Genomic DNA, 22,194 nt, shown 5'->3' on the forward strand with positions numbered 1-22,194 from the left:
AAAAAGAACCTTTTTCGCGAATGAGGTTTAGGGGGGGGGGGGGGGGGGGGGTTTTGGGGGGGGGGGGGGGGGGGGTTTTTGGGGGGAAACCCAAAAACCCCCCCCACGACCCTCTCGGGAACCCTGCATATAGGTATCAATCAGACATTCAATCGCCATGAAGTGTCCCTTGTGGACGAATGGGGTGCGAAGGCCGCCCTCTGCCTCGAAACCGGCAAAGAAGGTCTACGTGGCAGAGGGCCTCGCGGTCGCGCAACGTTTGCCTTGTCCCTCTATAGGCCCTGTATCTGTGGCGCCCCAGTGGGTCACCGGTCCCGGTCGGCGAGGGCGGAGGCGATCAGCGCGACAGCCGGATTGGGGTCCCCGGCCAGCAGCTCCAGCATGCCGCCCGCCTTGGCTCCTGGAATCTCCGCCAGGGCTTGGACCACGCGGATCCGGACCGCGGAATCCCCGGTGTGCGCCGCGAGCGCGTCGGCCAGGGCGGCCATGATCCGTTCCTCGGAGCCGGGAAGCTCCACCAGCGCGCCGAGGACCTCCGCGGCTTCGACGTCGTTCGTGCCGTCGACCACCATGCCGACGAGGGTGGGGATGGCCGCGGTCGTGCCCCTCCCGCCCAAGGCGAGCGCGGCGGGCCCGCGCACCCTCGCGTCGGAGTCCCCGAGCGCCTCCGTGAGCGCCTTGCCCGCTTCCTCGCCAGGGATCTCGGCGAGCGCCAGTACCGCGCGCTGCCGGACGTCCGCGTCCTCCGCGTGCAGTCCTGCCGCCACCTCGGCCACCCCGTCGCCGCCCGCCCGCGCGAGAGCCCAGCGCAGGGCTCCGGCGACGTTCGGGTCGGCCTCGGTCAGGATCGCGTCGGCGATCCGGTCGGCGGGAACCGGCATTTCTTCGGCGGGGTTCAGGGCGGCCTGCTGGCGGCGCGCCGCGTGAGGCGAAGTGAGCCCTCTCAGGAGCTCCACGATCCGAAGGGCGTCCTGCCAGTCCGAGGGGGCGGACGCGTCGACCGTACGCAGCCGCGCGAGCAGCTCCCGTTCCCGGTTCAACCGGTCCTCCGCCTGACGGATGAGATCGCCGACCAGCGTCGACGGCGTGAAGGTCGGATCCTCCAGCGCGCGCGAGATCTGGCGCAGGGACAACCCGAGTGAGCGCAGGCTCTCCACATGGAAGATCCTGCGGATGTCCTCGTCCTGGTACTCCCGGTAGCCGCCGACGGTGCGTCCCGTCGGCCGCACCAGCCCGAGGGAGTCGTAGTGGCGCAGCATCCGCGAGCTCACTCCCGAACGCCGCGCCACCTCGCCGATCAGCACGCCGATCCTCCGGCCCCTTGCGGACCGAGCGCCATGATCCGTTTCGCCTCGTCCGCCGTCACGTCGAACCCCGCTTCCGGGTCGAGCAGGAGGCGTTCCGTGGCGACGGCGTGCGCGCGCACCGCGTCATCGCGGCTCTCCGATGCCTTCCGCAGGGCTGGCTCGCAGGCGTCCCCGAGCGCGACGAGCGCCCGGCTGAGGCTCAGCCGCCTGTTCCGGTCACCACGGCCGAGCTCGATCGCCAGTTCAGCGGCCAGCCCGGCTCGTTCCCCCTCCGGCACGAGGATGACGGCCGCACGCCAGGCGCTTCGCGCCACCTCGTCGTCCGCGTCGTGCAACAGGGATGCGGTGATCGCGGGCCAGGCGGCGCGGTCCCCGATCTTCGACAGGGTGTGCAACGCCTGGCTCCGTGCTTGCGCCCGCTCGGATCGAAGCTCCACCAGGAGCCGGGGCACCGTGCTCGACGGCGGGAGACGGGTCAGCGCCCAGGTGAGCATGTCGCGGACGAAGAAGTCGGGCTCGATCGCGCATCGCGCGACCAGGGCGTCGGTGAAGCGCGGGTCGGGCCGAGTGCCTGCGGCCATGGCGGCCTTGAGCCGCGTCGACGAGTCCTCGGCACCGAGAGCGTCGAGCAGCGGTGTGTCCGTGGTCGGGTTCATGGGAACCACCTCCTGCGCTTCAGTGAAGACCTTGTCACGATGTCAAGGTCAACCCTCAAGCTCCGGAACCCGGCGTGTCGGCCTCAGCGCAGCTTGTCGACCTCGGCGATCCGCTCCCAGCGGGCGCCCAGCGCGTTGAGCAAAGCCGCCATGTCGATGTCGTCGTCGCCGTCGAGGAGTGCCTTGTCCAGACGGCGGGCGCGGCGGTTCACCTGGCTCAAGACCGACTTGCCCTCGTCGGTGAGCGAAAGCAGTTTGCGCCGCGCGTCGTGAGGGGATTCGACACGCCGGATGAGCCCCCGCCGTTCGAGCCTGCGGCACAAATCGGCCATCGTCGAGGTGTCGAGCGCGACGGCGCCCGCGAGTGAACTCTGGTCGCTGCCGGGATAGGCGCGGACCGCCGACAGGACCGCGAACTGCGGACCGGTCAGCACCGGATCCACATGGCGGTTCCACGCGGCGAGGTACGCCTGGTACAGCCTGCGGGCGCCGTAGCCGGGAGCGGCCAGCAGGTCCGACGGCGGCGCGGGAGTGACGGCCGGTGTGTCGTCCCTGCGCCGGCCCGTGCGCGCCGATTCACCCATCGCTGCTCCTTGTCGGCTCCGACCCGCTGCCCGGGCCCCCGCGGTGATCCTACGTGTCCGGACGGTCGCTCAGTGGCAGGCCGCCGAGATCTGTCCACGGTCACCTCTTGCGTATCCGGATAGTACGTGTTCGGATGAAGGTCCGACTGAACTCTTGCGTACCCGGATAGTACGTGCTCGGATCAATATGGAGGTGGTCGAGGATGGACCGGAACCTGTTCAACGACATCTGCTTGCGCCAGTTGACGTTCTCGGGGGTGCACGAGGGCGAGACCGTGGTGGTGCTGACCCGCGGCGGGGAGCGCGCGGAGTACGCCGACGCGTTCCTGTGGGCCGCCCAGCGGCTGGGTGCCTCGGCGTACCACATGCGGCTGCCGTCACCGATCAGCGCCGCGGGGGCGTGGGCGGTCGGCGACTCGGGGCTCGGGAACATTCCGCTGGCGGTCGAGGCGCTCAAGAGCGTGGACATGGTGGTCGACTGCACGTTCCTGTTGTTCAGCAAGGAACAGTTCGCCATCCAGGACGCGGGCACCCGGATCCTCACCGCCGTCGAACCGCCCGAGCTGCTGGCCCGGCTCATGCCGACGAAGGAACTGCGCGAGCGGGTGGAGATCGGCGCGGAACTTCTCGCCAAGGCGGGCACGATGCGGATCACCAGCCCGGCGGGCACCGACGTCACCTATCAGCTCGGCGTGTACCCGACGCTGTCCGAATACGGCTACACCGACACTCCCGGCCGCTGGGACCACTGGCCGGCGGCGTTCGTGTTCACCGGCGGGGCCGACGACGGTGTCGACGGGAAGATCGTGCTTTCGCCGGGGGATGTGCTGCTGCCGTTCAACACCTACGTACAGACACCGGTGGAGATCACCATCGAACAGGGGTTCATCCGGGACATCCGCGGCGGCGCCGGATCGTCCGGGCTGGACGCGGATCTGCTGCGCTCGTACATCGAGAGCTTCGACGATCCGCGAGGCTACGGCATGAGCCACGTGGGCTGGGGGCTCGACGAGCGCGCGCACTGGCACGGCCTGACCCAGTTCCCCGGCGGGATGGGCATGGAGCTGCGGAGTTTCTACGGCAACGTCATGTTCTCCATCGGCCCCAACAACGAGCTCGGCGGACCGAACGACACGCCTTGCCACTTCGACATCCCGATGCGCGGCAATTCCCTTTACCTGGACGACGAACTGATCGTCGACAACGGTGAGCTGACCGTCGCCGAGATGCGCCCGGCGGCCCGCCGATGAGCGACCACCACATCGGGATGATCGTCCCCAGTTCGAACCTCACCATGGAGACCGAGCTGCCGCGGATGCTGCGCGCCAGGGAGGAGGCCGAACCGGGGGACCGGTTCGTGTTCCACTCCGCGAGGGCCAGGATGCGGCACGTCGAACCCGAACAGCTGCGGGCGATGAACGCCCAGGCCGGGCGGGCGGCGGCCGAACTCGCCGACGCGCGGCCCGACGTCGTCGCCACCGCGTGCCTGGTGGCGATCATGGCCCAGGGGCCCGGTTACCACTGCACCGCCGAGGACGACATCACGCGCGTGCTGCGCGAAGAGGGTTGCGAGTCACCGGTCGTCTCCAGCGCCGGCGCGCTGTTGTCCGGGCTGAGCGCGCTCGGCGCCCGCAAGGTCGCGATCATCACGCCGTACATGAAGCCGCTGACCACGGCGGTGGCGGAGTACATCGAGGACGCCGGGTTCGAGATCGCCGACGCGCTTTCGCTCGAAGTGGCGGACAATCTCGCCGTCGCCCGGCTGGATCCCGCCGGGCTGCGAGAGCACCACCGCAGACTGAATCTGTCCGATGTGGACGCTTTGGTGCTCTCCGCCTGTGTCCAGATGCCTTCGCTGCCCGCGATCCAGCCGGTGGAGGACGAGATCGGGATCCCGGTCCTCTCGGCGGCGACGGCCACGACGTTCCGGATCCTCTCGGAACTCGGCGTGGAGCCTTGGGTGCCCGGTGCCGGCAGCTTGCTCAGTGGCGCGAAAGCTATGACGAAGACGGGAGGCGGGCATGGCCGCGAGTCAGTCGTTTGAGGTCGTTGTCGTCGGTGGCGGGCTCGGTGGGCTCTGTGCCGCGTTGTCCCTGCGGCAACGGGGTCTGCGCGTCACCGTGGTCGAAGCCGCCCCTGAGCTGGGCGAGATCGGCGCGGGGATCCAGACCGCGCCGAACGCCAGCCGGATCCTCATCGGGCTCGGCCTGCGCGCCCGGCTCGAGCGGGTGCGGACCGAGCCGCAGGACCAGGTGCGCCGTCGCTGGGCCGACGGCAGCATCATCGCCCAGCTGGCGCTGGGCAGGCGCGTGACCGACCAGTACGGCGCGCCCTACTGGCACTACCACCGCGCCGACCTGCACGGAGTGCTGCTGGACGCCTGCCTCGATCCGGAGGTCCCCGGTCCGGTGGTGCGAGTGGCGACCGGCGCGCGGGTGGTCGACCTCGACCGGTCGGTGCCGGACCGGCCGACCGTGATCACCGCCGACGGACGCCGGTTCACCGGTGACATCGTGGTCGGGGCGGACGGCATCCGGTCTTCGGTGCGCGACCTCGCCGGCTTCGACGACACCCTCGCGTTCTCCGGAGAGATGGCGTACCGGGCCTTGATCTCCGGCGACCTGATCGCGCAGGATCCCGCCACCCGGTTCCTCGTCGACCGGTACCACTCCACGATCTGGTACGGCCCCAACAAACACCTGGTGCACTACATGATCCGCGGCGGGGAGTACCTCAACGTGGTCGCGATCGTGCCGTGCACCGAAGCGGTGGCCAAGGACTGGAGCGGCCCGGCCACCGCCGCCGAACTCGCCGCGGAGTACCACGACTGGGACGATCGGGTACCGACGATGCTGGCCAAGGCGAAGGACGAGGACGTCTCGGTGTGGGCGATGTACCGCCGCCGCCGCGATCCGGTCTGGGTCGACGGCCGGGTCGCCCTGCTCGGCGACGCGTGCCACGCGATGCTGCCGTATCAGGCGCAAGGCGCGTCCCAGGCGATGGAAGATGCCGCGGTGCTGGCCGAGGAACTGGGGCGCGTCACCCGCGACGGGATCGACGGTGCTTTGATCCGCTACGTGGACCGGCGCGCCAAGCACGCGGGCATGGTGCAGGACGCCTCGCTGCAGAACATGGACTTCTATCACCTGCCCGACGGTCCCGAGCAGCGCGAGCGCGACGAGAAGCTACGGCGCTTCGACGGCGAATCCGACGTGTCCTACGACTGGCTGTGGAACGGCAGCCCGCTCACCGACCCCGACACCGAGTCCATCCACTACCAGTTCGCCCGCTGAGGCGCGCTGGCCGGCAATCGCATCGGAGTGGTTCATGCGTACTGGTGATCAGATCGTCCAGGACCTGCCCTGGCGTTGGAGCGTGCAGGGAAAGATCTTCCTCATCGGCGGGCTGGGCTACATGTTCGACGCCTGGGACGTCGCGCTGAACGGATTCCTCACCCCGCTGGTCGGGGCGGAATTCGGGTTGTCCGCCGGCGCGAAAGGGCTGGTGGCGACCGCGAACCTGATCGGCATGGCCGTGGGGGCGGTCGCCTGGGGCACGGTCGCGGACCGGATCGGCCGGAAACGGGCGTTCAGTGTCACGCTGCTGCTGTTCGCGCTGTTCTCCGTGCTCGGGGCGTTCGCCCCGAACGTCGAGACGTTCCTTGCCCTGCGTTTCCTGGCGGGTATCGGACTCGGCGGCTGTATCCCGGTCGATTACGCGATCGTCAGCGAGTTCTCCCCGCGCCGCCATCGAGGCCGGGTGCTGTCCGCGATGGACGGCTGGTGGCCGATCGGGACCACGCTGGCCGCCGTCACCGCGACGCTGCTGCTCCCGGTCGAGGGGAACTGGCGCTGGATGCTGGTGCTGATGATCCTGCCGGCGCTGCTGCTGTTCTGGGTGCGGCGTGGCGTCCCGGAATCACCGCTGTACCTGGTGCGCAAGGGGCGCGAGGCGGAGGCACGCGCCGTGATCGACGATCTCGTGCGCCGCACGGGCGCGACACCGGAGCCCTACTCGGTCCCGCCCGCGGTGGTCGAGGACACCCGCGGTGGCGCGGTCGCGGCCGCGTTCGATCAGTTGCGCCGGGTGTGGGCGTTCAACCCGCGGATCACCGCGGTGGCGTGGTCGCTGTTCATCAGCGTCATGCTGGTCTACTACGCCGCGCTCAGCTGGATGCCGTCCATCCTGCGGGCGCAGGGATTCGGCGAGATCGCCGCCTTCGCGTCGACCGCGCTCATGAACGCGACCGGCATCGTGGGTGTCGCGGTGGCCGTGCTCCTGGTCGACAAGGTCGGCCGCAAGCGGATCATCATGGTCGCCGGTCCGCTCACCGCACTGTCGCTGGTGGTGTTCTCCCTGCTGCTCGACACGCCTGCCGCGGCGGTCGTGGCGATCGGCGCGTTCGGCCTGTTCGCGCTGGTGGTCATCCCGGTGATGTACGCCTACGTCTCCGAGCTGTACCCGACGGAACTCCGGGCTTCGGGGTTCGGCTGGGCGTCGTCGTCGAGCCGGGCGATCACCGGTTTCGCGCCCCTGCTGTTCGGCAGCGTGCTGTGGCCGGTGCTCGGGCTGCCGCTCACCTTCACCGTGCTGGGTGTGCTCGTGGTGGCCGCGGCCGTGTTCATGATGACGGGCGCGCCGGAGACCCGCGGCCGCGAACTCGACCGGATCGTCGACCCGGCCGAGCCTGCCGCCGAGACCAGGCCGGCTCTGTGAAGCCCGCCGCGTTCCGGTACCACCGGGCCCACGACGTCACCGACGCCGTCGGCCTGCTCGGCGAACTCGCCGCGGCGGGCGAGGACCCGAAACTCATCGCCGGCGGCCAGAGCCTGATGCCGATGATGAACTTCCGGCTCGCCCGGCCGACGGCGCTGGTGGATCTGGGCCCGTTGCGGCGGGAACCGGCGCTGAACTCGTTCCGGCGTAACGGTTCCAGCCTCACCATCGGCGCGATGGTCACCCATCGGGCGGTCGAGGTCGCCGAGCTGGGACCGGATTTCTCCGTGCTCTCCCGCGCGATGCGGTGGGTGGGGCATCTACCGATCCGGTCCCGCGGCACGGTGGCGGGCAGCGTCGTCCACGGTGACGCGACCGCCGAATGGTGCCTGCTGGCCCTGCTGCTCGACGCGGTGATCGTCGCCGAAGGTCCGGGCGGGCCCAGGGAGATACCGGCCGCGGAGATGTTCCACGGCTTCTACACCACGGCCGTCGAACCGGACGAGGTCGTGACCGCGGTGCGCTTCACCCGCCCGTCGCCCCGGGCCGCGCTGACCGAGTTCGCCCGCCGCCACGGCGATTTCGCGATCGTCGACGCCGCCGTGAGCATCGACGCGGAGCACGGGGGCCGGGTCGTGCTCGGCGGCGTGGCGCCCGCGCCGGTCAGGGTTCCCGAGGCCGAGGCGCTGCTCGACGGCGGTGTCCCCGGACCGGATCTGTTCGCCGAGTGCGGGGAGGCCGCCGCGGCGGCCATCGATCCGCCCGACGACGCGGCGGGCGGTGCCGCCTATCGCCGCCGCCTGGCGCGCACCCTCGTCATCCGGGCGCTGCACGAGGCTTGGGAGAAAGGAGAAACGCGATGACTCCGCGGTTCGACGGGCGCAACGGCCGCTGGGTCGGCGCGTCGGTGCCCCGGCGCGAGGATCCGCGCCTGCTCACCGGCCGGGGCCGCTTCGTGGACGACATCCAGCTTCCCGGAATGCTGCACGCGGCCTTCGTCCGATCGGCGGTCGCGCACGGCACGATCACCGGGATCGATCTGTCGGCCACTCTGGCGGTCGACGGTGTCGTCGCCGCCTACACGGCGTCCGACCTCGATCTCGGTGACATCGTCGCCCTGCTCGACCGCCCGCCCGAGGAGTTCTCGCCGACCGCGATGCCGATCCTCGCCAGGGAGAAGGTGCGGTTCACCGGCGAACCGGTGGCACTGGTCGTCGCGCGCGATCCGTACAGCGCCGAGGACGGCGTCGAAGCAGCGGTGGTGGACTACGAGCCGCTCGGGGCGATCGTGTCGGAGGAGTCGGCGTTCGCCGCGGACGCGCCGCTCGTCCACGACGAGGCGCCCGGCAACGTGCTGGTCGACGTCTCGATGTTCGACACACCCGGTGTCGACGCGGCGTTCGAGGCGGCCCGCGCGGGCGGCGGCCGCGTGGTCGAAGTCGTCACGAAGAGCGGACGGCAGAACGCGCTCCCGCTCGAGACGCGGGGAGTGGTCGCCTCCTGGGACGACCGCGACGACCAGCTGCTCGTCCAGATGTGCACGCAGGTGCCGCATCAGGTGCGCACGGCGATGGCCCGTTCGCTGCGGGTCCCCGAACGCACCGTGCGGGTCACCGTTCCGGACATGGGCGGGGGTTTTGGTCAGAAATGCGTCGTCGGCCGCGAAGAGATCGCGGTCGCGGCGGCGGCCCGGCGGCTGAACCGGCCGGTGAAATGGATCGAAGACCGGCGCGAGGCGCTCACGGCCGGATTCCTTGCCAGGGAACAGCGTTACCGCACGCTGGCGGCGTTCGACGAGGACGGGCGGATCACCGCGCTGGACGTCGACGTCGTCTGCGACATGGGCGCGTACTCCTGTTACCCGTTCACCGCGGGTATCGAGCCGCTGATGGCGTCGGCCGAGATGCCGAGCGTGTACCAGGTGCCCGAGTACCGCGTTCGTGCCCGCGCCATCGCGAGCAACAAGGCACCGACGGCGCCCTACCGCGGGGTCAGCCGTCCTCAGTACGTGATGGCGATCGAACGGGTCATGGAACGCGCCGCCAGGGAACTCGGCCTCGATCCGGTCGAGATCCGGCGGCGCAACGTGATCACGCAGTTCCCGTACACCGGCGTCAACGCCATCACCTACGACCCCGGCACCTACCGCGAATCGCTCGAACTCGCCGAGGCGGCGATCCGCGACGAGGGGTGGTACGAGATCCAGGACCGTGCCGCCGCCGAGGGCAGGCACATCGGCATCGGTTACTGCTGTTTCTCCGAGCGGACCGGATACGGCTCGGGCGCCTTCGCCAAGCGGAAGATGGCCGTGGTCCCCGGCTTCGACATCTCCGAGATCCGGATGGACACCACCGGCTCCGTCGTGGTCACCAGCGGCACCATGAACCACGGCCAGTCCCACGAGACGACGCTGGCGCAGATCGTGGCCGACCGGCTGGGCCTGCACCTCGACCAGGTCAAGCTCCGCCAGGGCGACACGGAGCGCATCGCCTACGGATGGGGAACCTTCGCCTCCCGCTCGGTGACGATCGGGGGCTCGGCGGTGTCCCTCGCGGCCGGGAAACTGGGCGAACTGTTGTGCAGGATCGCCGCGCACCTGCTCGAAACGAGTCCTGACAACGTCCGCCTCGACGGTGACGGAGGCGTCGTCCAGATCGACGACCCGGAGCGGCGCGCGTCGTTCGAAGAGATCGCCGACGTGGCCTACCTGCGCAGTCATCTGCTGCCCAAGGACGTCGAACCGACGTTGACGGCCACGGCGAGCTTCGACGTGCCCGGCGACGGCACGTTCTCCAACGCCACGCACGCCGTGGTCGTCGAGGCGGATCCGGGCACCGGCCAGATCCGGATCCTGCGCTACGCCTGCGTGGAGGACTGCGGCGTGGTGATCCATCCGCAGGTCGTCGACGGCCAGTGCCGCGGCGGGATCGCGCAGGGCATCGCCGGCGCGTTGTTCGAGGAGATCACCTACGCGGGCAATGGGGAACCGTCGGCCGCGAGCTTCATCGACTACCTCGTCCCGACCGCGACGGAGATCCCCGACATCACCGTGACCCACCTCGAAACCCCTTGCGCCTTCACGGAAAACGGCGCGAAGGGCGCGGGGGAGGGCGGCACCATCGGCGCGCCGGCCGCGGTGCTGAACGCGATCAACGACGCGCTGCGCCGTACGGGGGTCGAACTCGACACGACCCCGGTCCACCCGCAGACCGTGCTCGCCGCGCTCGACGCGGAGATCCACCAGGAAGTGAGCGTCCCATCATGAGCGACCGGCACCTGATCGTCCTGAACGTCAACGGCGAGTCGCACGAGGCCCTCGTCGAGCCGCGCAAGACCCTGCTCGATGTGTTGCGCCACGACCTCGGGCTCACCGGCACCCACGTCGGCTGCGAGCACGGGGTCTGCGGCGCCTGCACCGTCCTCGTCGACGGCGAGCCGGTGCGGGCGTGCCTGATGTTCGCCGTCCAGGCGGAGACGGCCGAGATCCGCACGGTCGAATCGCTGGGGCAGGACGGCGAACTTTCCGATCTGCAGCGGTCTTTCAGCGAGCACCACGGTCTGCAGTGCGGCTTCTGCACGCCCGGATTCCTCATGCTGGCCGAAGGATTCCTCGCCCAGCGGCCGGACGCCTGCCGCGAGGAGATCCGCGAGGCCGTCTCGGCGAACCTGTGCCGCTGTACCGGTTATCAGACGATCGTCGACGCGATCGAGGCGACCGCGACCCGCCGGTGCCACGCCGCGAAGAAGGAGGCGACAGCGTGATCCTGGAAAACCAACTGTCCGTCCCGGCCGGACCCGACGCGGTCTTCGCCTTGATCAACGACGTCGAACGGGTGGCCGGTTGCCTGCCGGGCGCGATCCTCGACGGGCGGCAGGACGACGCCTATCTCGGCCGCGTCAAGGTCAAGGTCGGCCCGATCACCGCGGCCTACTCGGGCACCGTGCGGTTCACCGACGTCACCCCCGCCGACCGCAGCCTGCGGCTGGTGGCCAGGGGAGCCGACGCCCACGGCAACGGTGACGCGGAGGCCGACGTCACGCTGACCGTGCGCGAGGCACCCGGCGGCGCCACCATCGAGTTGCGCACCGATCTGTCGATCCGCGGCAAGCTCGCCCAATTCGGCAAGGGCGCGATCGGCGCCGTCTCCACCCGGCTGCTCGACCAGTTCGCCCGCAATCTCGCGGACCAGCTGGAAGGGCGGCCCGCGCCGGTGGCGAAACCCGCTCCGGCCGGCGGCGGCGAGGCTCTCGACGGTCTGGCGATGCTGGTTCCCGACAACGTCAAACGCTACGGCGTGATCGCGGCCGCCGCGGCCCTCGGGTTGTTCCAGGGCTGGCTGCTGGGCCGGATCCGTACTCAGGACAAACTGATCAAGGAGTTGCAGCGTGCCCGTCGATGAACGTCTCGACAGCGTGTACGACCGAGCCGGTTTCGGCGCGAGCGTGCCGCGCGGATCGCGCCCGGCCCTGGTCGTGGTCGACCTGACCCGCGGGTTCACCGAACCCGGCTTCCCGTCCGGAGCCGACCTCACCGCCGAGGTGACCGCGACCGCCGCTCTCGTCGCCGAAGCCCGGCGGCGGGACGTGCCGGTGATCTACACCGCGATCTCCTACACACCCGCCGAAGCGGACGGCGACGCCGTCGCGTGGCTCCGGAAAGCGCCCGGGATGCGGGCGCTGCGCGAAGGAAGCGAAGCGGTCGCCCTCGACCCGCGGCTAGACCAGCGGCAGGGCGACCATCTGATCCTGAAGAAGGGCGCGTCGGCGTTCCACGGGACCTCGCTGGCGGCGCTCCTCACGAGCCTGGGCACGGACACCGTCGTCGTCTGCGGCGCGACCACTTCGGGATGTGTCCGCGCGACCGCCGTCGACGCCGTCCAATCCGGCTTCAATACGCTCGTCGTGCGGGAAGCCTGCGGTGACCGCGCGCAGGGACCGCACGATGCCGCTTTGTTCGACCTGCAAGCGAAATACGCGGACGTCGTCGATCTCGACGAGGCCCTGGCGTATCTCGCGGATCTGGATCGCCGCACGCTCGGTCAACCCGCCTTGGCGGATCTCGGCGACGTTCCGGCGACCAGCCGCTGGGTGACGTCGGGCCCCGTCCGGCTGCACGTGCTCGACTACGGTCCCGCCGACGGCGTCCCGGTGCTCGTGCTGCCGGGGATCACCAGCCCCGCGGTCACGATGGACTTCGTGGCACGGGAACTCACCGACCTCGTGCGGCCACTCGTGCTCGACGTCCGCGGGCGCGGGCTGTCCGATGACGCGCCCGACTACGACCTGGGAAGCTACGTCGCGGACGTCGAGGCGGTCGTGGACGGACTCGGGCTGCGTGATCCGATCCTGTTCGGACACTCCATGGGCGCGCGGATCGCCGCGCGTGCCGCCACTACCCGGCCACTTCGGGGCACGGTGCTGGCCGACCCTCCGCTGAGCGGTCCCGGACGGGCGCCGTATCCCACCACTCTCGACGCCTTCCTCGGGCAACTCGCGCAGGCCCGCCGGGGCACCGACGCCGACGAGGTGGCCCGGTCCTGGCCGCGATGGCCGCGCCGGGAACAGGAATTGCGCGCCCGCTGGCTGTCTTCGTGCTCCCGCGACGCGATCGTCGCCACCCACGCCGGGTTCGAATCCGAGGACTTCTTCGACGACTGGTCGAAGGTGCCCGCTCCGACCTACTTCCTTTACGGCGGCGCGAGCCCGGTAGTCACCGCCGCTGGTGCGGCTGAAGCGGCCGAGTGCAATCCGTCGGCCGAGTTCGCCGAGATCCCGGAGGCGGGGCACATGATCTTCTGGGATGAGCCCGAGGCCGCTCTTGCCGCGCTGCGGGAGGCGTTGCGGAAGCTGCTCTGAAGCATGTCGCGAAGGTGGCTTTCGCGACGGGTGGCGGTGAGTGTGGGTGCGTGGGACCGGCATCTTCTTTGGCCGACGGTGTCCGTGAAGGCCTCCTTGCCTACCCTGAGGGTAGTGAAGGGGCCCTTCACGGACGCCAGCGTTGAGCGGGTCGGGACCGAGCCGCGCCTTCAGGCGGCGTGCGCCAGCGTCAACGCGCCACCCGCCGCCGAAAGCACCAGAACGGACCAGCGGACGGCCCGTTCGCCGACCCGGCGGCTCAGCGCCCGCCCCAGCAGGTCGCCGGCGAGCGCGGCGACCGCGACCGCGAGGAGCACGCTCACGGGCACCTCCACCCAGCCGAGACTGGGCAGCGCGACCAGGCCGAGCAGGAAGAAGTAGATCGACAGCGTCCCGCGTGTCTCGTCCGCGCCCCAGCCCGCGCTCGCCCCGTACACCGCCACGGCGGGACCGGAGAGCCCGGCGACGGAGTTCATCGCCGCGCTCAGCACGCCCGCGCCGACAGCGCCTGTCCTGCCCGCGAGCCGTCTGCTGGTGATGCCGCTGGCCAGCACGCCGACGGCCAGGACGCAGCAGCCGCCCGCGGCGAGCAGCAGCGGCCGCGCGGGGACACCGCGGACCACGAGCGCGACGACCGGGGTGAACACCACCGCGGGCACGGTCAGCCACGCGACCTGTGCCCATCTGATCGCCCGCCAATGGGTGATCGCGACCGCGAGATAGACCGGGAAGCCGAGCAGCAGGGTGAGCCGGACGGCGTCGAGCGGACCCAGCGCCAGCGCCAGGAACGGTACGCACAGCAGGGAAAGCCCCATCCCGGAAAGGCGCTGGGCGACCACCCCGGCCGCCGCCGCCAGCGAGGTCATGGCCAGGGTTCCCACGAGTCCATTGTGGAGCCGACGCGATCACGCCGGTAGGCGGTATCCGGCGAAGACGTCATAGTCCAACGCTATGAGCGGTGAACTGGACCCGTCGAACGCGTGGGTTCTGGCACTTCTGGCCGTTCCAGCCGTGCCGCACGCTCAGCGTCATTGCCTTTGGAACAGACGGGAGCGTGAGATGAAGATCGGTGTCCCTCGTGAAGTCAAGAACCACGAGTACCGGGTCGCGGTGACGCCCGCGGGCGTGCACGAATTCACTTCGGCCGGGCATGAGGTGTTCGTCGAGCGTGGAGCAGGCGAAGGTTCCTCCGTGCGCGACGAGGATTACGCCGCGGCAGGGGCGAAGGTGCTCGACAGCGCCGACGACGTCTGGGCGACCGGAGACCTCGTGCTCAAGGTCAAGGAGCCGATCGCGGAGGAGTACCACCGGCTGCGGCGCGACCAGTTGCTGTTCACGTACCTGCATCTCGCCGCGAGCGAGCCGTGCACACGGGCGCTGCTGGACGCGGGCACGACGTCGGTGGCCTACGAGACGGTGCAGCTGCCGAACGGTTCTCTGCCCCTGCTGTTCCCGATGAGCGAGGTCGCCGGACGGCTGGCCCCGCAGGTCGGCGCGCAGACGCTGATGCGCGCCAATGGCGGACGGGGTGTGCTCATCGGCGGTGTCTCCGGGGTGGCCCCGGCGCGGGTGGTCGTACTCGGCGCCGGTGTCGCGGGCATGAACGCGGTCGCCGGCGCGGCCGGGACCTGGGCCGACGTCGTCCTGTTCGACAAGAACGTCGACAAGCTCCGTGCCGCCGACCGGATGTACCAGGGCCGGATCCGCACCGCCGCGGCCAACGCGTACTCGATCGAGGAGGCCGTGCTCGAGGCGGACCTCGTGATCGGCGCGGTGCTCGTGCCCGGTGCCAAGGCGCCGAGCCTGGTGTCGAACGACCTCGTCTCCCGGATGAAGCCGGGCAGCGTACTCGTCGACATCTCCGTCGACCAGGGCGGCTGCTTCGAGGACACGCGGCCGACCACGCACGCGGAACCGACGTTCGCCGTGCACAACTCGGTGTTCTACTGCGTCGCCAACATGCCCGGCGCGGTTCCGCACACCTCGACTTACGCGCTGACGAACGTCACGCTGCCCTACGCGCTGGAGCTGGCGAACAACGGTCTCGCCGGCGCCCTCGCGCGCTGCCCGGAGCTGCGCGGCGGGGTCAGCACGGTCGACGGGCGGCTGACGTCCGCGCCGGTCGGCGAGGCTCTCGGAATCGGCTCGGTTTCGCTGGACGACGTGCTCGGCTAGGTGGTGCGGGCCGGGATCTGGAGCTAGGTTCAGATCCCGGCCCCGTCGCCGAAAGGGAGGTGCCGTTGCCGCGAACGTTGATCGAAATCGACCGGACGTCCGCCGAGCCGCTCTACCGGCAGGTGCGGCGCGCCATCGAGCACGGCATCGCGATCGGCACGTTCGACCCGGCGCACCGGCTGCCGAGTTCGCGTGAGCTGGCCGCCGAACTGAGCGTTTCCCGCAACACCATCAACCTCGCCTACCAGGAGCTGGTCGCCGAGGGGTTCGTGGAGAGCCGGGAGCGCAGCGGCCTGTTCATCAACGCGGAAATGCGGCCACATTGCGCGGTGCAGGAGCGCGGCACCAGCCCGGCCATCGACTGGAGCGCGCGGGTGCGCCGGTATCCGGACGCCGGGGTGCCACATATCGAGAAACGCGTGGACTGGCACACCTATCCGTACCCGTTCCTCGCCGGTCAGGTCGACGTCACCGCGTTCCCGGCGCGGTCGTGGACCCGCTGCCTGCGCGACGCGCTGTACCGGCCGCACGTGTTCCCGAGCCTCCAGGACAGCGTCGGTTCGGACGACCCGATGCTGGTCGACCTGATCTGCCGTCAGCTGCTCACCGCGCGGGGGATCGAGGCCGACCCGGCCGAGGTGCTGATCACCGTTGGTTCGCAGCAGGGGCTCGACCTGCTCGGCCGCGCCCTGCTCGGACCGGACAGCGTCGTGGCGATGGAGAACCCGGGGTATCTCGACGCCCGGCACATCTTCCTGCGCACCGGCGCCGGGCTGCGTGGCGTCGACGTCGACCAGAGCGGCCTGCGCCCGCCGGAGACACTCGACGGCGTCGACCTGCTCTATCTCACTCCGAGCCACCACCATCCGACGAACGCGACGTTGAGCATCGGCCGCCGCCGTCGCCTGCTCAGCCTCGCCGCGAGTGCGGGCACGGTGCTCGTCGAGGACGACTACGACAGCGAGTTCCGGTACCACGGCAGTCCCACGCCCGCGCTCAAGGCGCTCGATGGCACCGGCGATGCGATCTATCTCGGCACCTTCTCCAAGTTCCTCTCACCCGGCCTGCGGCTCGGGTACCTGGTCGGGCCGCGTGAGCTGGTGCGGGAACTGCGGGAGATCCGGCGGTACGTGCTGCGGCATCCGCCCGGTCACCTCCAGCGGGCGCTGGCGCTGCTCATCGACAGCGGCGAGTACCACCGGTCCCTGCGGCGGTACCGCACGAAGCTGATGCGGAAATGGGAGGCGACCTGCGCCGCGGTCACCGAACACCTGCCGTGGACGCAGACGGCGTATCCGCCGGGCGGGGTCAGTCTCTGGATGACCGGGCCGTCCGAACTGGACTGCCGGGCGCTGATGGAACGCGCCGAGCGCGACGGCGTCCTGATCGAGCCCGGCGACATCTTCTTCGTCGGGGATGAGCCGCCGCGCAACCACTTCCGGATCGGTTTCGCGGCGGTGCCGTTGCGCGACATCGACCCCGGTATCCGGCTGCTCGGCGAGGCCTGCCGCGACCTGCTCGGCGGCTGAACCGCGCAACTGGTACCACCGCACCGGAGCGTTCTGGACCTGTTCAGGCGGCCAGATGTGCCGCACTGTCTGGGGATCCTTCGTGAGCCAGGACACGTCGCCAGGAGGTCCGTGTGGTGGAGTTCGTTCGAGAAGATCCCCGGAATGCCGCCGATTTCGTCGCGCTCGGCGGCACCGTGCTCACGCTGGACGCGGCGGGGAGACGGGTCCGCGCGCTGGCCGCGTCCGGCGGGCGGATCACCGCGCTGGGGGCCGAACGGGAGATCTCGCGGTTGATCGGCCCGGAGACGACCGTGCTCGACCTGGCCGAGCGCACGGTGATCCCCGGCTTCGTCGAGTCCCACAACCATCCGGCGTTCTTCGGGATGACACTGGCCGCGCCGGTCGACGCCGGCAGCCCGCCCAACGACACCATCGCCGACATCGCCGGCCGGGTCGCCCAGGCGGCCAAGGACCTCGGACCGGGGGAGTGGATCCGCGGTTTCCGTTACGACGACACACTGCTCGCGGACGGCCGTCATCCGACGCGCGCGGACCTCGACCCCGTCTCCGGTCGCAATCCCGTGGTCCTGACCCATGTTTCCGGGCATTTCTGCACCGCGAACTCGCTCGCCCTGCGCGAAGTCGGGATCACCGCCGAGACCCCGGATCCGCCCGGTGGGCTCATCGTGCGGGACGCCCGGGGCGAGCCGACCGGGGTGCTCGTCGAGACGGCGGCCTTCCTCGTCACGTCCCGGCTGCCCGGTCAGAGCGCGGGCGAACTGGCCGAAGCCCTGCTGCTCGCCGACGAGGAATACCTCGCCAACGGCGTGACTTCCGTGCACGACACCGGGATCGGCCTCATCGGCGGAGCGGCGGAACTTGAGGCGTACGCGTTGTTGCGGCGGGCCGGGAAACTGCGCGTCCGGGTGCGCGGCTACCTGTTCGACGGCCTGCTTCCCGGCCTCGACGAGGGCGACCCGGAAGCTCCGGAAGCCCGCGTGGACGACAAGTTCGCGATGACCGGCGTCAAGATCGTCGCGGACGGGTCGATCCAGGGCAAGACCGGATGCCTCGCGGAGGGCTACACGTGCGACCCGGACGAGCACGGCATGATGCTGCTCGAACCCGCCGACCTCGGCCGCCGGATCGCGGCGCTCGACGCGGTGGGCTGGCAGGTCGCCGTGCACGGCAACGGGGACGCGGCGATCGACGCGATCATCGACGGCTACTCGCGGCTGGGGTCACCGAGCGGAACCGGCAGGCGGCATCGGATCGAACACTGCCAGACGGTGCGCGAAGACCAGTTGGACCGGATGGCCGCCCACGACATCCTCGCGTCGTTCTTCGTCAAACACGTCTACTACTGGGGCGACCGGCATCGTGACGTCTTCCTCGGCCCCGAGCGGGCGCGCCGGATCAGCCCGCTGGTCTCGGCCCGCTCGCGCGGAATCCACTTCGGACTGCATTCGGACACCCCGGTGACCCCGGTGCCGCCGCTGGAGGGGATCTGGTGTGCGGTACGCCGGATCACCAGGCAGGGCAAGGTGCTCGGCCCGGAACAGGCCGTGGACGTGGACGCCGCGCTGCGCGGCTACACGATCGACGCCGCCTATCTGGCGGGGGAGGAGAACGTCAAGGGCAGCCTGGAGGTCGGGAAGCTCGCCGATCTCGCGGTGCTGTCCGGCGATCCGACCACGATCGACCAGGACCGGATCCGCGAGCTGACCGTGGACGCCACCGTCAGCGGCGGCGAGGTCGTCTGGCGGCGCGAGGCGACGGGGGCAGGACGATGATCCGCAGCTGGCCAAGTGTCCTCATCGGACTGTTCGTTCCCGCTTTCGCCCTGCTGGCGGGAATTCTGCTGCTCTCCGGATCGACGGCATCGGTGCTGGGCATTCCGGTGCTGTTCTTCTGGGTGTTCTGCTGCTGCCCGCTGACCACCCTGTGCCTGTGGATCAGCTGGCGTTTCTTCGACCGCGCCCACTACCCGGAGGACGACTGATGCTGATCGCGATCGTGGCGGTGGTGATGGCGGGCTCGATCGGGCTCGCGGTGTGGGCGGGACGGTCGACGCGCGGTGGCGGGATCTCGGAGTTCCTCGTCGGCGGCCGGTCGTTCCCGGCGTGGCTGGTGTACTTCCTCGCGGTCGGCGAGGTGTACAGCATCGGGACGATGATCGGGTTCCCCAGCGGGATCTACGCGCACGGCGCGAGCTACGGGATCTGGTTCCTCGGCTACATCCTGCTCGCGTACTCACTGGGCTACTTCCTGGCGCCGCTGGTGTGGCGGGCGGCGAAACGGTACGACGCGATGACCGTGCCCGACGTGTTCGGACGGCATTTCGGCAGCAGGCGGCTCGAGCTGATCACCTGCGTCACGATGCTGATCGCGTTGATCCCGTGGGGGCAGTACCAGTTCATCGGCCTCCAGGTGGTGCTCGGCAATCTGGGGCTACCGCTGGATCCCGTGCAGTGCGTGGTGCTGGCCGGCATCGTGGCGTTCGTCTACATCGCCGTCTCGGGGGTGCGGTCGCCCGCGTTCGTCTCGATCCTCAAGGATTTCTTCATGCTGCTCGGTGTCGTGCTCGTCGGGGTGGCCGTCGTGATCGCCGCCGGCGGCACCGCGAAGGTCAGCGGACCCGAGGTGCTGAGCGCGGCACAGACCACCATGGGCGGTTCGGAACTCACGTTCGCGATGACGACGATCCTCTTCCAGAGCATCGTGTTCTACCTCGGTTTCGGTGGCGCCTACGTGTTCCCGGCCCGTTCCGAACGCGCGGTGAAGAGTTCGACCGTGTGGATGCCGATGTACATGCTGATCTACCCGTTCCTGGTGCTGGCCGCCTATTACGGCGTGCGCGCGCATCCGGACCTGGAGAACCCGAACACGGTGTTCATGGTGACAGCCAAGGGATTGCTGCCGGACTGGCTGCTGGGCCTCGTCGCCGCCGGGGCCGCGCTGTCGGGCGTGCTGGTGCTCGCCGCGACCGCGCTCACCATCGGCGGCATGGTCTGCCGCAACATCGCGCCGAACGTCCCGGCCGCGGCGCAACGGCGGTGGACGGTCGTCGCGGTGGCGAGTTTCCTGGTGCTGGCGGCGGTACTGACCCTCGTCGCGTCGACGTTGATGCTCACCATCCTGAACCTGACCTACAACCTGCTGGCTCAGGTCGTCCCCGGCTGGCTCGCGATCCTGTTCGTGCGTCGGGTGCGGACCGCCGCGGTGGCCGCCGGGATGGTCACCGGTGTGCTCACCGCGATCGTCCTGTACGTCACCGGCGCGACGTTCGGCGGTTTCAACGCGGGGCTGGTGTCACTCGGGGTGAACCTGGCCGTGGTGGCGGTCTGGAGCCTGGCGGCGCCGGACAAGGCCCGGGTTCCGGTGGCGCGGTCGGCCGACAGCGTCTCGGACGCCGAGGCGGTGCCCTCCCTCAGCCGGTGACACGAACGATCTCGCGTGATCAGAGACGTAACTCGCGTGCTTGAAGGCGGAACTCGCGTGATTGGAGGCGTAACTCGCGTGCTTGAAGGCGGAACTCTCGCACCGCGTGTCTTACGGCTTCAAGCACGCGAGATCCGGCTCCAATCACGCATCATCCGGCTAGCTCGACCGGGTCCGCCATGAGCGCAGGGCGAGGCGTCGCGTCGCGGGCTGTGCCGCCTCGGCCACCGGACTTCCGTACACCGCCTTCGCGACCGAGAGTTTCAAGTCCCGGGACCGCCGGACGACGTGCGGCGGGAACCCGCTACCGGTCGGCCGGTCCGGCGTCCCGCCCGTCTCGGCGTCGAACGGCGTCCAGCCCGAGCCGAGATCGATCAGGCTGCGGTGCTTGGTCGTGTAGTACCCGCGCGACACGCTCATCGCGAGGCCGGTCGCGCCTGCCGCCGCGGCGACGAGGTGCAGGTGGTACCGGCTGGAGATCCAGGTCTGCCCGGGCGCCAGCGGGAGGCCGTGGCGCCAGATGTCGCGGAACGGGTGGAATTCCGCGCCGGCGAGTTCGTGTTCCAGCAGTGCCGGAACGGCGCGGTCGACCCGGGGGATCCCTTCGACGACGGCGAGTTGCTCAGGGTGGACTTCCCATGCGCGCAGCAAGCCGAGTACCTGGGCGGCCAGCGCGGACGGCTCGAAGGCGCCGATGTCGGACTGGACGCACAGCACGAATTCGCGCGCCTGCGCGGCGGGTCTCCGCTCGGGCGGTTCCAGGAAGACGTCGTCGCACGTCCGGACGGCGCCGGTGAGCAGTTCCGCCGAGGGGGCGTCGCGGACGTCGACGACGTCGAAGCGGTCGGTGAGTGAGCGGAGGAGGTCGGTCGCCCCGGGCGGGAACGGTGTCAGGCCCTGCCCGGTCATGGCCGCACGGGCACCCGATCGGCGTGCGGCGGCCGCGGCGCCCGCGATCAGCCCGATATGCCGGGGCCACAACGCGTTGAGGTAGCCGCCGCCGATCAGGTGCACCACGTCGGTCCGGCCGAGGAGGTCGATGCCCGCGTCCCACCGCGGCGCGAGCCCGGGGTCGTCCACCGCCGACTGCACCCAGCGCGCGACCTCCCACGGATCGTCCGACGGCGCTTCACCGCACAGCCGCCACAGGGTGTCCGTGCAGCGGAGGCGCGGATGCAGATCGTTCAAGAGCAGTTGCGCGGGTCCCGGCGAATGGGTGTCCAGCCAGACGTCGGCCTCCGGCGCGGTCCGCGCCAGATGACGCAGCCACGTCGCGGCGATCAGTTCGTCGCCGTAGTTGGGAAAACCGCTCGGGCCGATCAGATAGTGACAAGCGCGGGAGGGCGAATCGTTCCGCCCACCCGCGCTTCCGTCGAGGGTCACTGGGCGACGGTGATCTGCGTGTCCAACGCCTTGTCGCCCTGCGCCTTTTCGTTGCCGGTCGCCTCGGTCTTGACGCGGTCCTCGGCCACGCCCGCTCCTTCGAGCGCGGCGGTGATCGCTTCGGCGCGCTTTTCGGAGAGCGCCTTGGACCTTTCCGCGTCGGGGTAACCCGCGTGGGTCGCGACCATGATCTTCACGTCGTTGCCCTGCATGGCCTTGGCGATCTCGCCGAGTGCCGCCTTGCTCTTTTCGGACAGTTCGGCGCTTTCCGTGGTGAAGGCGATCGGCGCCTGCTGGAGCGCCTGCTGGATCGCGGCGGTCACCTTCTGCGCCGCCTCGCCGCCTGCCTGACCCGCGTCTCCGGTGCCGGCTCCCGAGGAAGCGGGGGCTCCGTCGCCGGAGGACGGCGCAGCGGCCGCGCTTGAAGCGGTTCCATTCGCGCCAGATGTTCCAGCCGCACCGTTCTCGCCCTCGGAGCCGCACGCGGCGACCAGGCCGGCCACGATCGCCACGCCCGATACCGTCCGGGCAATATTCCTGCGCATGAAGTTCGAACTCCCTTTGG

At 70.1% G+C, this 22,194-nt stretch carries 20 protein-coding genes; 14 read left to right on the forward strand and 6 right to left on the reverse strand.

Going from position 1 to position 22,194, the window contains the following annotated elements; translation table 11 throughout:
* Positions 1-305 precede the first annotated feature (305 nt).
* The 3 genes from AC069H_RS10505 to AC069H_RS10515 form a co-directional block, all read right to left on the reverse strand.
* Complete coding sequence (locus AC069H_RS10505; protein ID WP_478232077.1) at positions 306-1,304, reverse strand: HEAT repeat domain-containing protein; 999 nt, start codon at positions 1,302-1,304, stop codon at positions 306-308.
* Entirely contained in the window at positions 1,298-1,963 is a 666-nt protein-coding gene (locus AC069H_RS10510; protein ID WP_478232078.1) for a HEAT repeat domain-containing protein, read from the reverse strand. The genes AC069H_RS10505 and AC069H_RS10510 overlap by 7 nt, the downstream gene beginning before the upstream one ends.
* 83 nt (positions 1,964-2,046) lie before the next feature.
* The gene (locus tag AC069H_RS10515; RefSeq protein WP_465455551.1) at positions 2,047-2,547 is read right to left on the reverse strand and encodes a MarR family winged helix-turn-helix transcriptional regulator; all 501 of its coding nucleotides are present in this window, start codon (positions 2,545-2,547) and stop codon (positions 2,047-2,049) included.
* 203 nt (positions 2,548-2,750) lie between these two features.
* Between AC069H_RS10515 and AC069H_RS10520 the strand changes: the two genes are divergently transcribed.
* From AC069H_RS10520 to AC069H_RS10560, 9 genes are read left to right on the forward strand one after another with little or no spacing between them, the layout of a single operon-like run.
* Positions 2,751-3,797, forward strand: a complete 1,047-nt coding sequence (locus tag AC069H_RS10520; RefSeq protein WP_478232079.1) for a 2,5-dihydroxypyridine 5,6-dioxygenase NicX family protein — start codon at positions 2,751-2,753, stop codon at positions 3,795-3,797.
* Entirely contained in the window at positions 3,794-4,591 is a 798-nt protein-coding gene (locus AC069H_RS10525; protein ID WP_478232080.1) for a maleate cis-trans isomerase family protein, read from the forward strand. Before AC069H_RS10520 ends, AC069H_RS10525 begins: the two co-directional genes overlap by 4 nt.
* The gene (locus tag AC069H_RS10530; protein WP_478232081.1) at positions 4,569-5,840 is read left to right on the forward strand and encodes an FAD-dependent oxidoreductase; all 1,272 of its coding nucleotides are present in this window, start codon (positions 4,569-4,571) and stop codon (positions 5,838-5,840) included. The genes AC069H_RS10525 and AC069H_RS10530 overlap by 23 nt, the downstream gene beginning before the upstream one ends.
* Positions 5,841-5,874: 34 nt before the next feature.
* Positions 5,875-7,263, forward strand: a complete 1,389-nt coding sequence (locus AC069H_RS10535) for an MFS transporter (protein WP_478224631.1) — start codon at positions 5,875-5,877, stop codon at positions 7,261-7,263.
* Positions 7,260-8,126, forward strand: a complete 867-nt coding sequence (locus tag AC069H_RS10540; RefSeq protein WP_478232082.1) for an FAD binding domain-containing protein — start codon at positions 7,260-7,262, stop codon at positions 8,124-8,126. Before AC069H_RS10535 ends, AC069H_RS10540 begins: the two co-directional genes overlap by 4 nt.
* Positions 8,123-10,528, forward strand: a complete 2,406-nt coding sequence (locus AC069H_RS10545; protein WP_478232083.1) for a xanthine dehydrogenase family protein molybdopterin-binding subunit — start codon at positions 8,123-8,125, stop codon at positions 10,526-10,528. The genes AC069H_RS10540 and AC069H_RS10545 overlap by 4 nt, the downstream gene beginning before the upstream one ends.
* Positions 10,525-11,025: a (2Fe-2S)-binding protein gene (locus AC069H_RS10550; RefSeq protein ID WP_340688410.1), complete on the forward strand. Its 501-nt coding sequence runs from the start codon at positions 10,525-10,527 to the stop codon at positions 11,023-11,025. Before AC069H_RS10545 ends, AC069H_RS10550 begins: the two co-directional genes overlap by 4 nt.
* The gene (locus tag AC069H_RS10555) at positions 11,022-11,663 is read left to right on the forward strand and encodes an SRPBCC family protein (protein WP_478232084.1); all 642 of its coding nucleotides are present in this window, start codon (positions 11,022-11,024) and stop codon (positions 11,661-11,663) included. The genes AC069H_RS10550 and AC069H_RS10555 overlap by 4 nt, the downstream gene beginning before the upstream one ends.
* Positions 11,650-13,119 carry an isochorismatase family protein gene (locus AC069H_RS10560; protein WP_478232085.1) on the forward strand — a complete coding sequence of 490 codons (1,470 nt, stop codon included), beginning with the start codon at positions 11,650-11,652 and terminating at the stop codon, positions 13,117-13,119. Before AC069H_RS10555 ends, AC069H_RS10560 begins: the two co-directional genes overlap by 14 nt.
* A gap of 170 nt (positions 13,120-13,289) precedes the next feature.
* Here AC069H_RS10560 and AC069H_RS10565 read toward each other — a convergent pair whose 3' ends face one another.
* Entirely contained in the window at positions 13,290-14,000 is a 711-nt protein-coding gene (locus tag AC069H_RS10565; RefSeq protein WP_478232086.1) for a TSUP family transporter, read from the reverse strand.
* Between the two features lie 178 nt (positions 14,001-14,178).
* Here AC069H_RS10565 and ald point away from each other — a divergent pair, with 178 nt between their 5' ends.
* The 5 genes from ald to AC069H_RS10590 all read left to right on the forward strand — a co-directional run bounded on the left by ald (position 14,179) and on the right by AC069H_RS10590 (position 20,246).
* Positions 14,179-15,294, forward strand: a complete 1,116-nt coding sequence (gene ald, locus AC069H_RS10570; protein ID WP_478224625.1) for an alanine dehydrogenase — start codon at positions 14,179-14,181, stop codon at positions 15,292-15,294.
* Between the two features lie 65 nt (positions 15,295-15,359).
* Positions 15,360-16,823, forward strand: coding sequence for a MocR-like pyridoxine biosynthesis transcription factor PdxR (gene pdxR / locus AC069H_RS10575; protein WP_478224624.1), 1,464 nt, complete (start codon positions 15,360-15,362; stop codon positions 16,821-16,823).
* Between the two features lie 113 nt (positions 16,824-16,936).
* Positions 16,937-18,598: an amidohydrolase gene (locus AC069H_RS10580; RefSeq protein ID WP_478224623.1), complete on the forward strand. Its 1,662-nt coding sequence runs from the start codon at positions 16,937-16,939 to the stop codon at positions 18,596-18,598.
* The gene (locus AC069H_RS10585) at positions 18,595-18,807 is read left to right on the forward strand and encodes a DUF3311 domain-containing protein (protein WP_037339284.1); all 213 of its coding nucleotides are present in this window, start codon (positions 18,595-18,597) and stop codon (positions 18,805-18,807) included. The genes AC069H_RS10580 and AC069H_RS10585 overlap by 4 nt, the downstream gene beginning before the upstream one ends.
* Positions 18,807-20,246, forward strand: coding sequence for a sodium:solute symporter family protein (locus AC069H_RS10590; RefSeq protein ID WP_478224622.1), 1,440 nt, complete (start codon positions 18,807-18,809; stop codon positions 20,244-20,246). The genes AC069H_RS10585 and AC069H_RS10590 overlap by 1 nt, the downstream gene beginning before the upstream one ends.
* Positions 20,247-20,405: 159 nt before the next feature.
* Here AC069H_RS10590 and AC069H_RS10595 read toward each other — a convergent pair whose 3' ends face one another.
* Together AC069H_RS10595 and AC069H_RS10600 are read right to left on the reverse strand one after the other, a co-directional pair.
* Positions 20,406-21,629, reverse strand: a complete 1,224-nt coding sequence (locus AC069H_RS10595) for a polysaccharide pyruvyl transferase family protein (RefSeq protein ID WP_478232087.1) — start codon at positions 21,627-21,629, stop codon at positions 20,406-20,408.
* The gene (locus tag AC069H_RS10600; protein ID WP_478232088.1) at positions 21,626-22,141 is read right to left on the reverse strand and encodes an OmpA family protein; all 516 of its coding nucleotides are present in this window, start codon (positions 22,139-22,141) and stop codon (positions 21,626-21,628) included. Before AC069H_RS10600 ends, AC069H_RS10595 begins: the two co-directional genes overlap by 4 nt.
* Positions 22,142-22,194 lie beyond the last annotated feature (53 nt).

The sequence above is a fragment of the Amycolatopsis sp. NPDC043887 genome (assembly GCF_056435665.1).

Coding starts and splice junctions, on each gene's coding strand:
- AC069H_RS10510 (WP_478232078.1), bottom strand. CDS start 1,963: ATGAACCCGACCACGGACACACCGCTGCTCGACGCTCTCGGTGCCGAG.
- AC069H_RS10515 (WP_465455551.1), bottom strand. CDS start 2,547: ATGGGTGAATCGGCGCGCACGGGCCGGCGCAGGGACGACACACCGGCC.
- AC069H_RS10520 (WP_478232079.1), top strand. CDS start 2,751: ATGGACCGGAACCTGTTCAACGACATCTGCTTGCGCCAGTTGACGTTC.
- AC069H_RS10525 (WP_478232080.1), top strand. CDS start 3,794: ATGAGCGACCACCACATCGGGATGATCGTCCCCAGTTCGAACCTCACC.
- AC069H_RS10530 (WP_478232081.1), top strand. CDS start 4,569: ATGGCCGCGAGTCAGTCGTTTGAGGTCGTTGTCGTCGGTGGCGGGCTC.
- AC069H_RS10535 (WP_478224631.1), top strand. CDS start 5,875: ATGCGTACTGGTGATCAGATCGTCCAGGACCTGCCCTGGCGTTGGAGC.
- AC069H_RS10545 (WP_478232083.1), top strand. CDS start 8,123: ATGACTCCGCGGTTCGACGGGCGCAACGGCCGCTGGGTCGGCGCGTCG.
- AC069H_RS10550 (WP_340688410.1), top strand. CDS start 10,525: ATGAGCGACCGGCACCTGATCGTCCTGAACGTCAACGGCGAGTCGCAC.
- ald (WP_478224625.1), top strand. CDS start 14,179: ATGAAGATCGGTGTCCCTCGTGAAGTCAAGAACCACGAGTACCGGGTC.
- AC069H_RS10585 (WP_037339284.1), top strand. CDS start 18,595: ATGATCCGCAGCTGGCCAAGTGTCCTCATCGGACTGTTCGTTCCCGCT.
- AC069H_RS10590 (WP_478224622.1), top strand. CDS start 18,807: ATGCTGATCGCGATCGTGGCGGTGGTGATGGCGGGCTCGATCGGGCTC.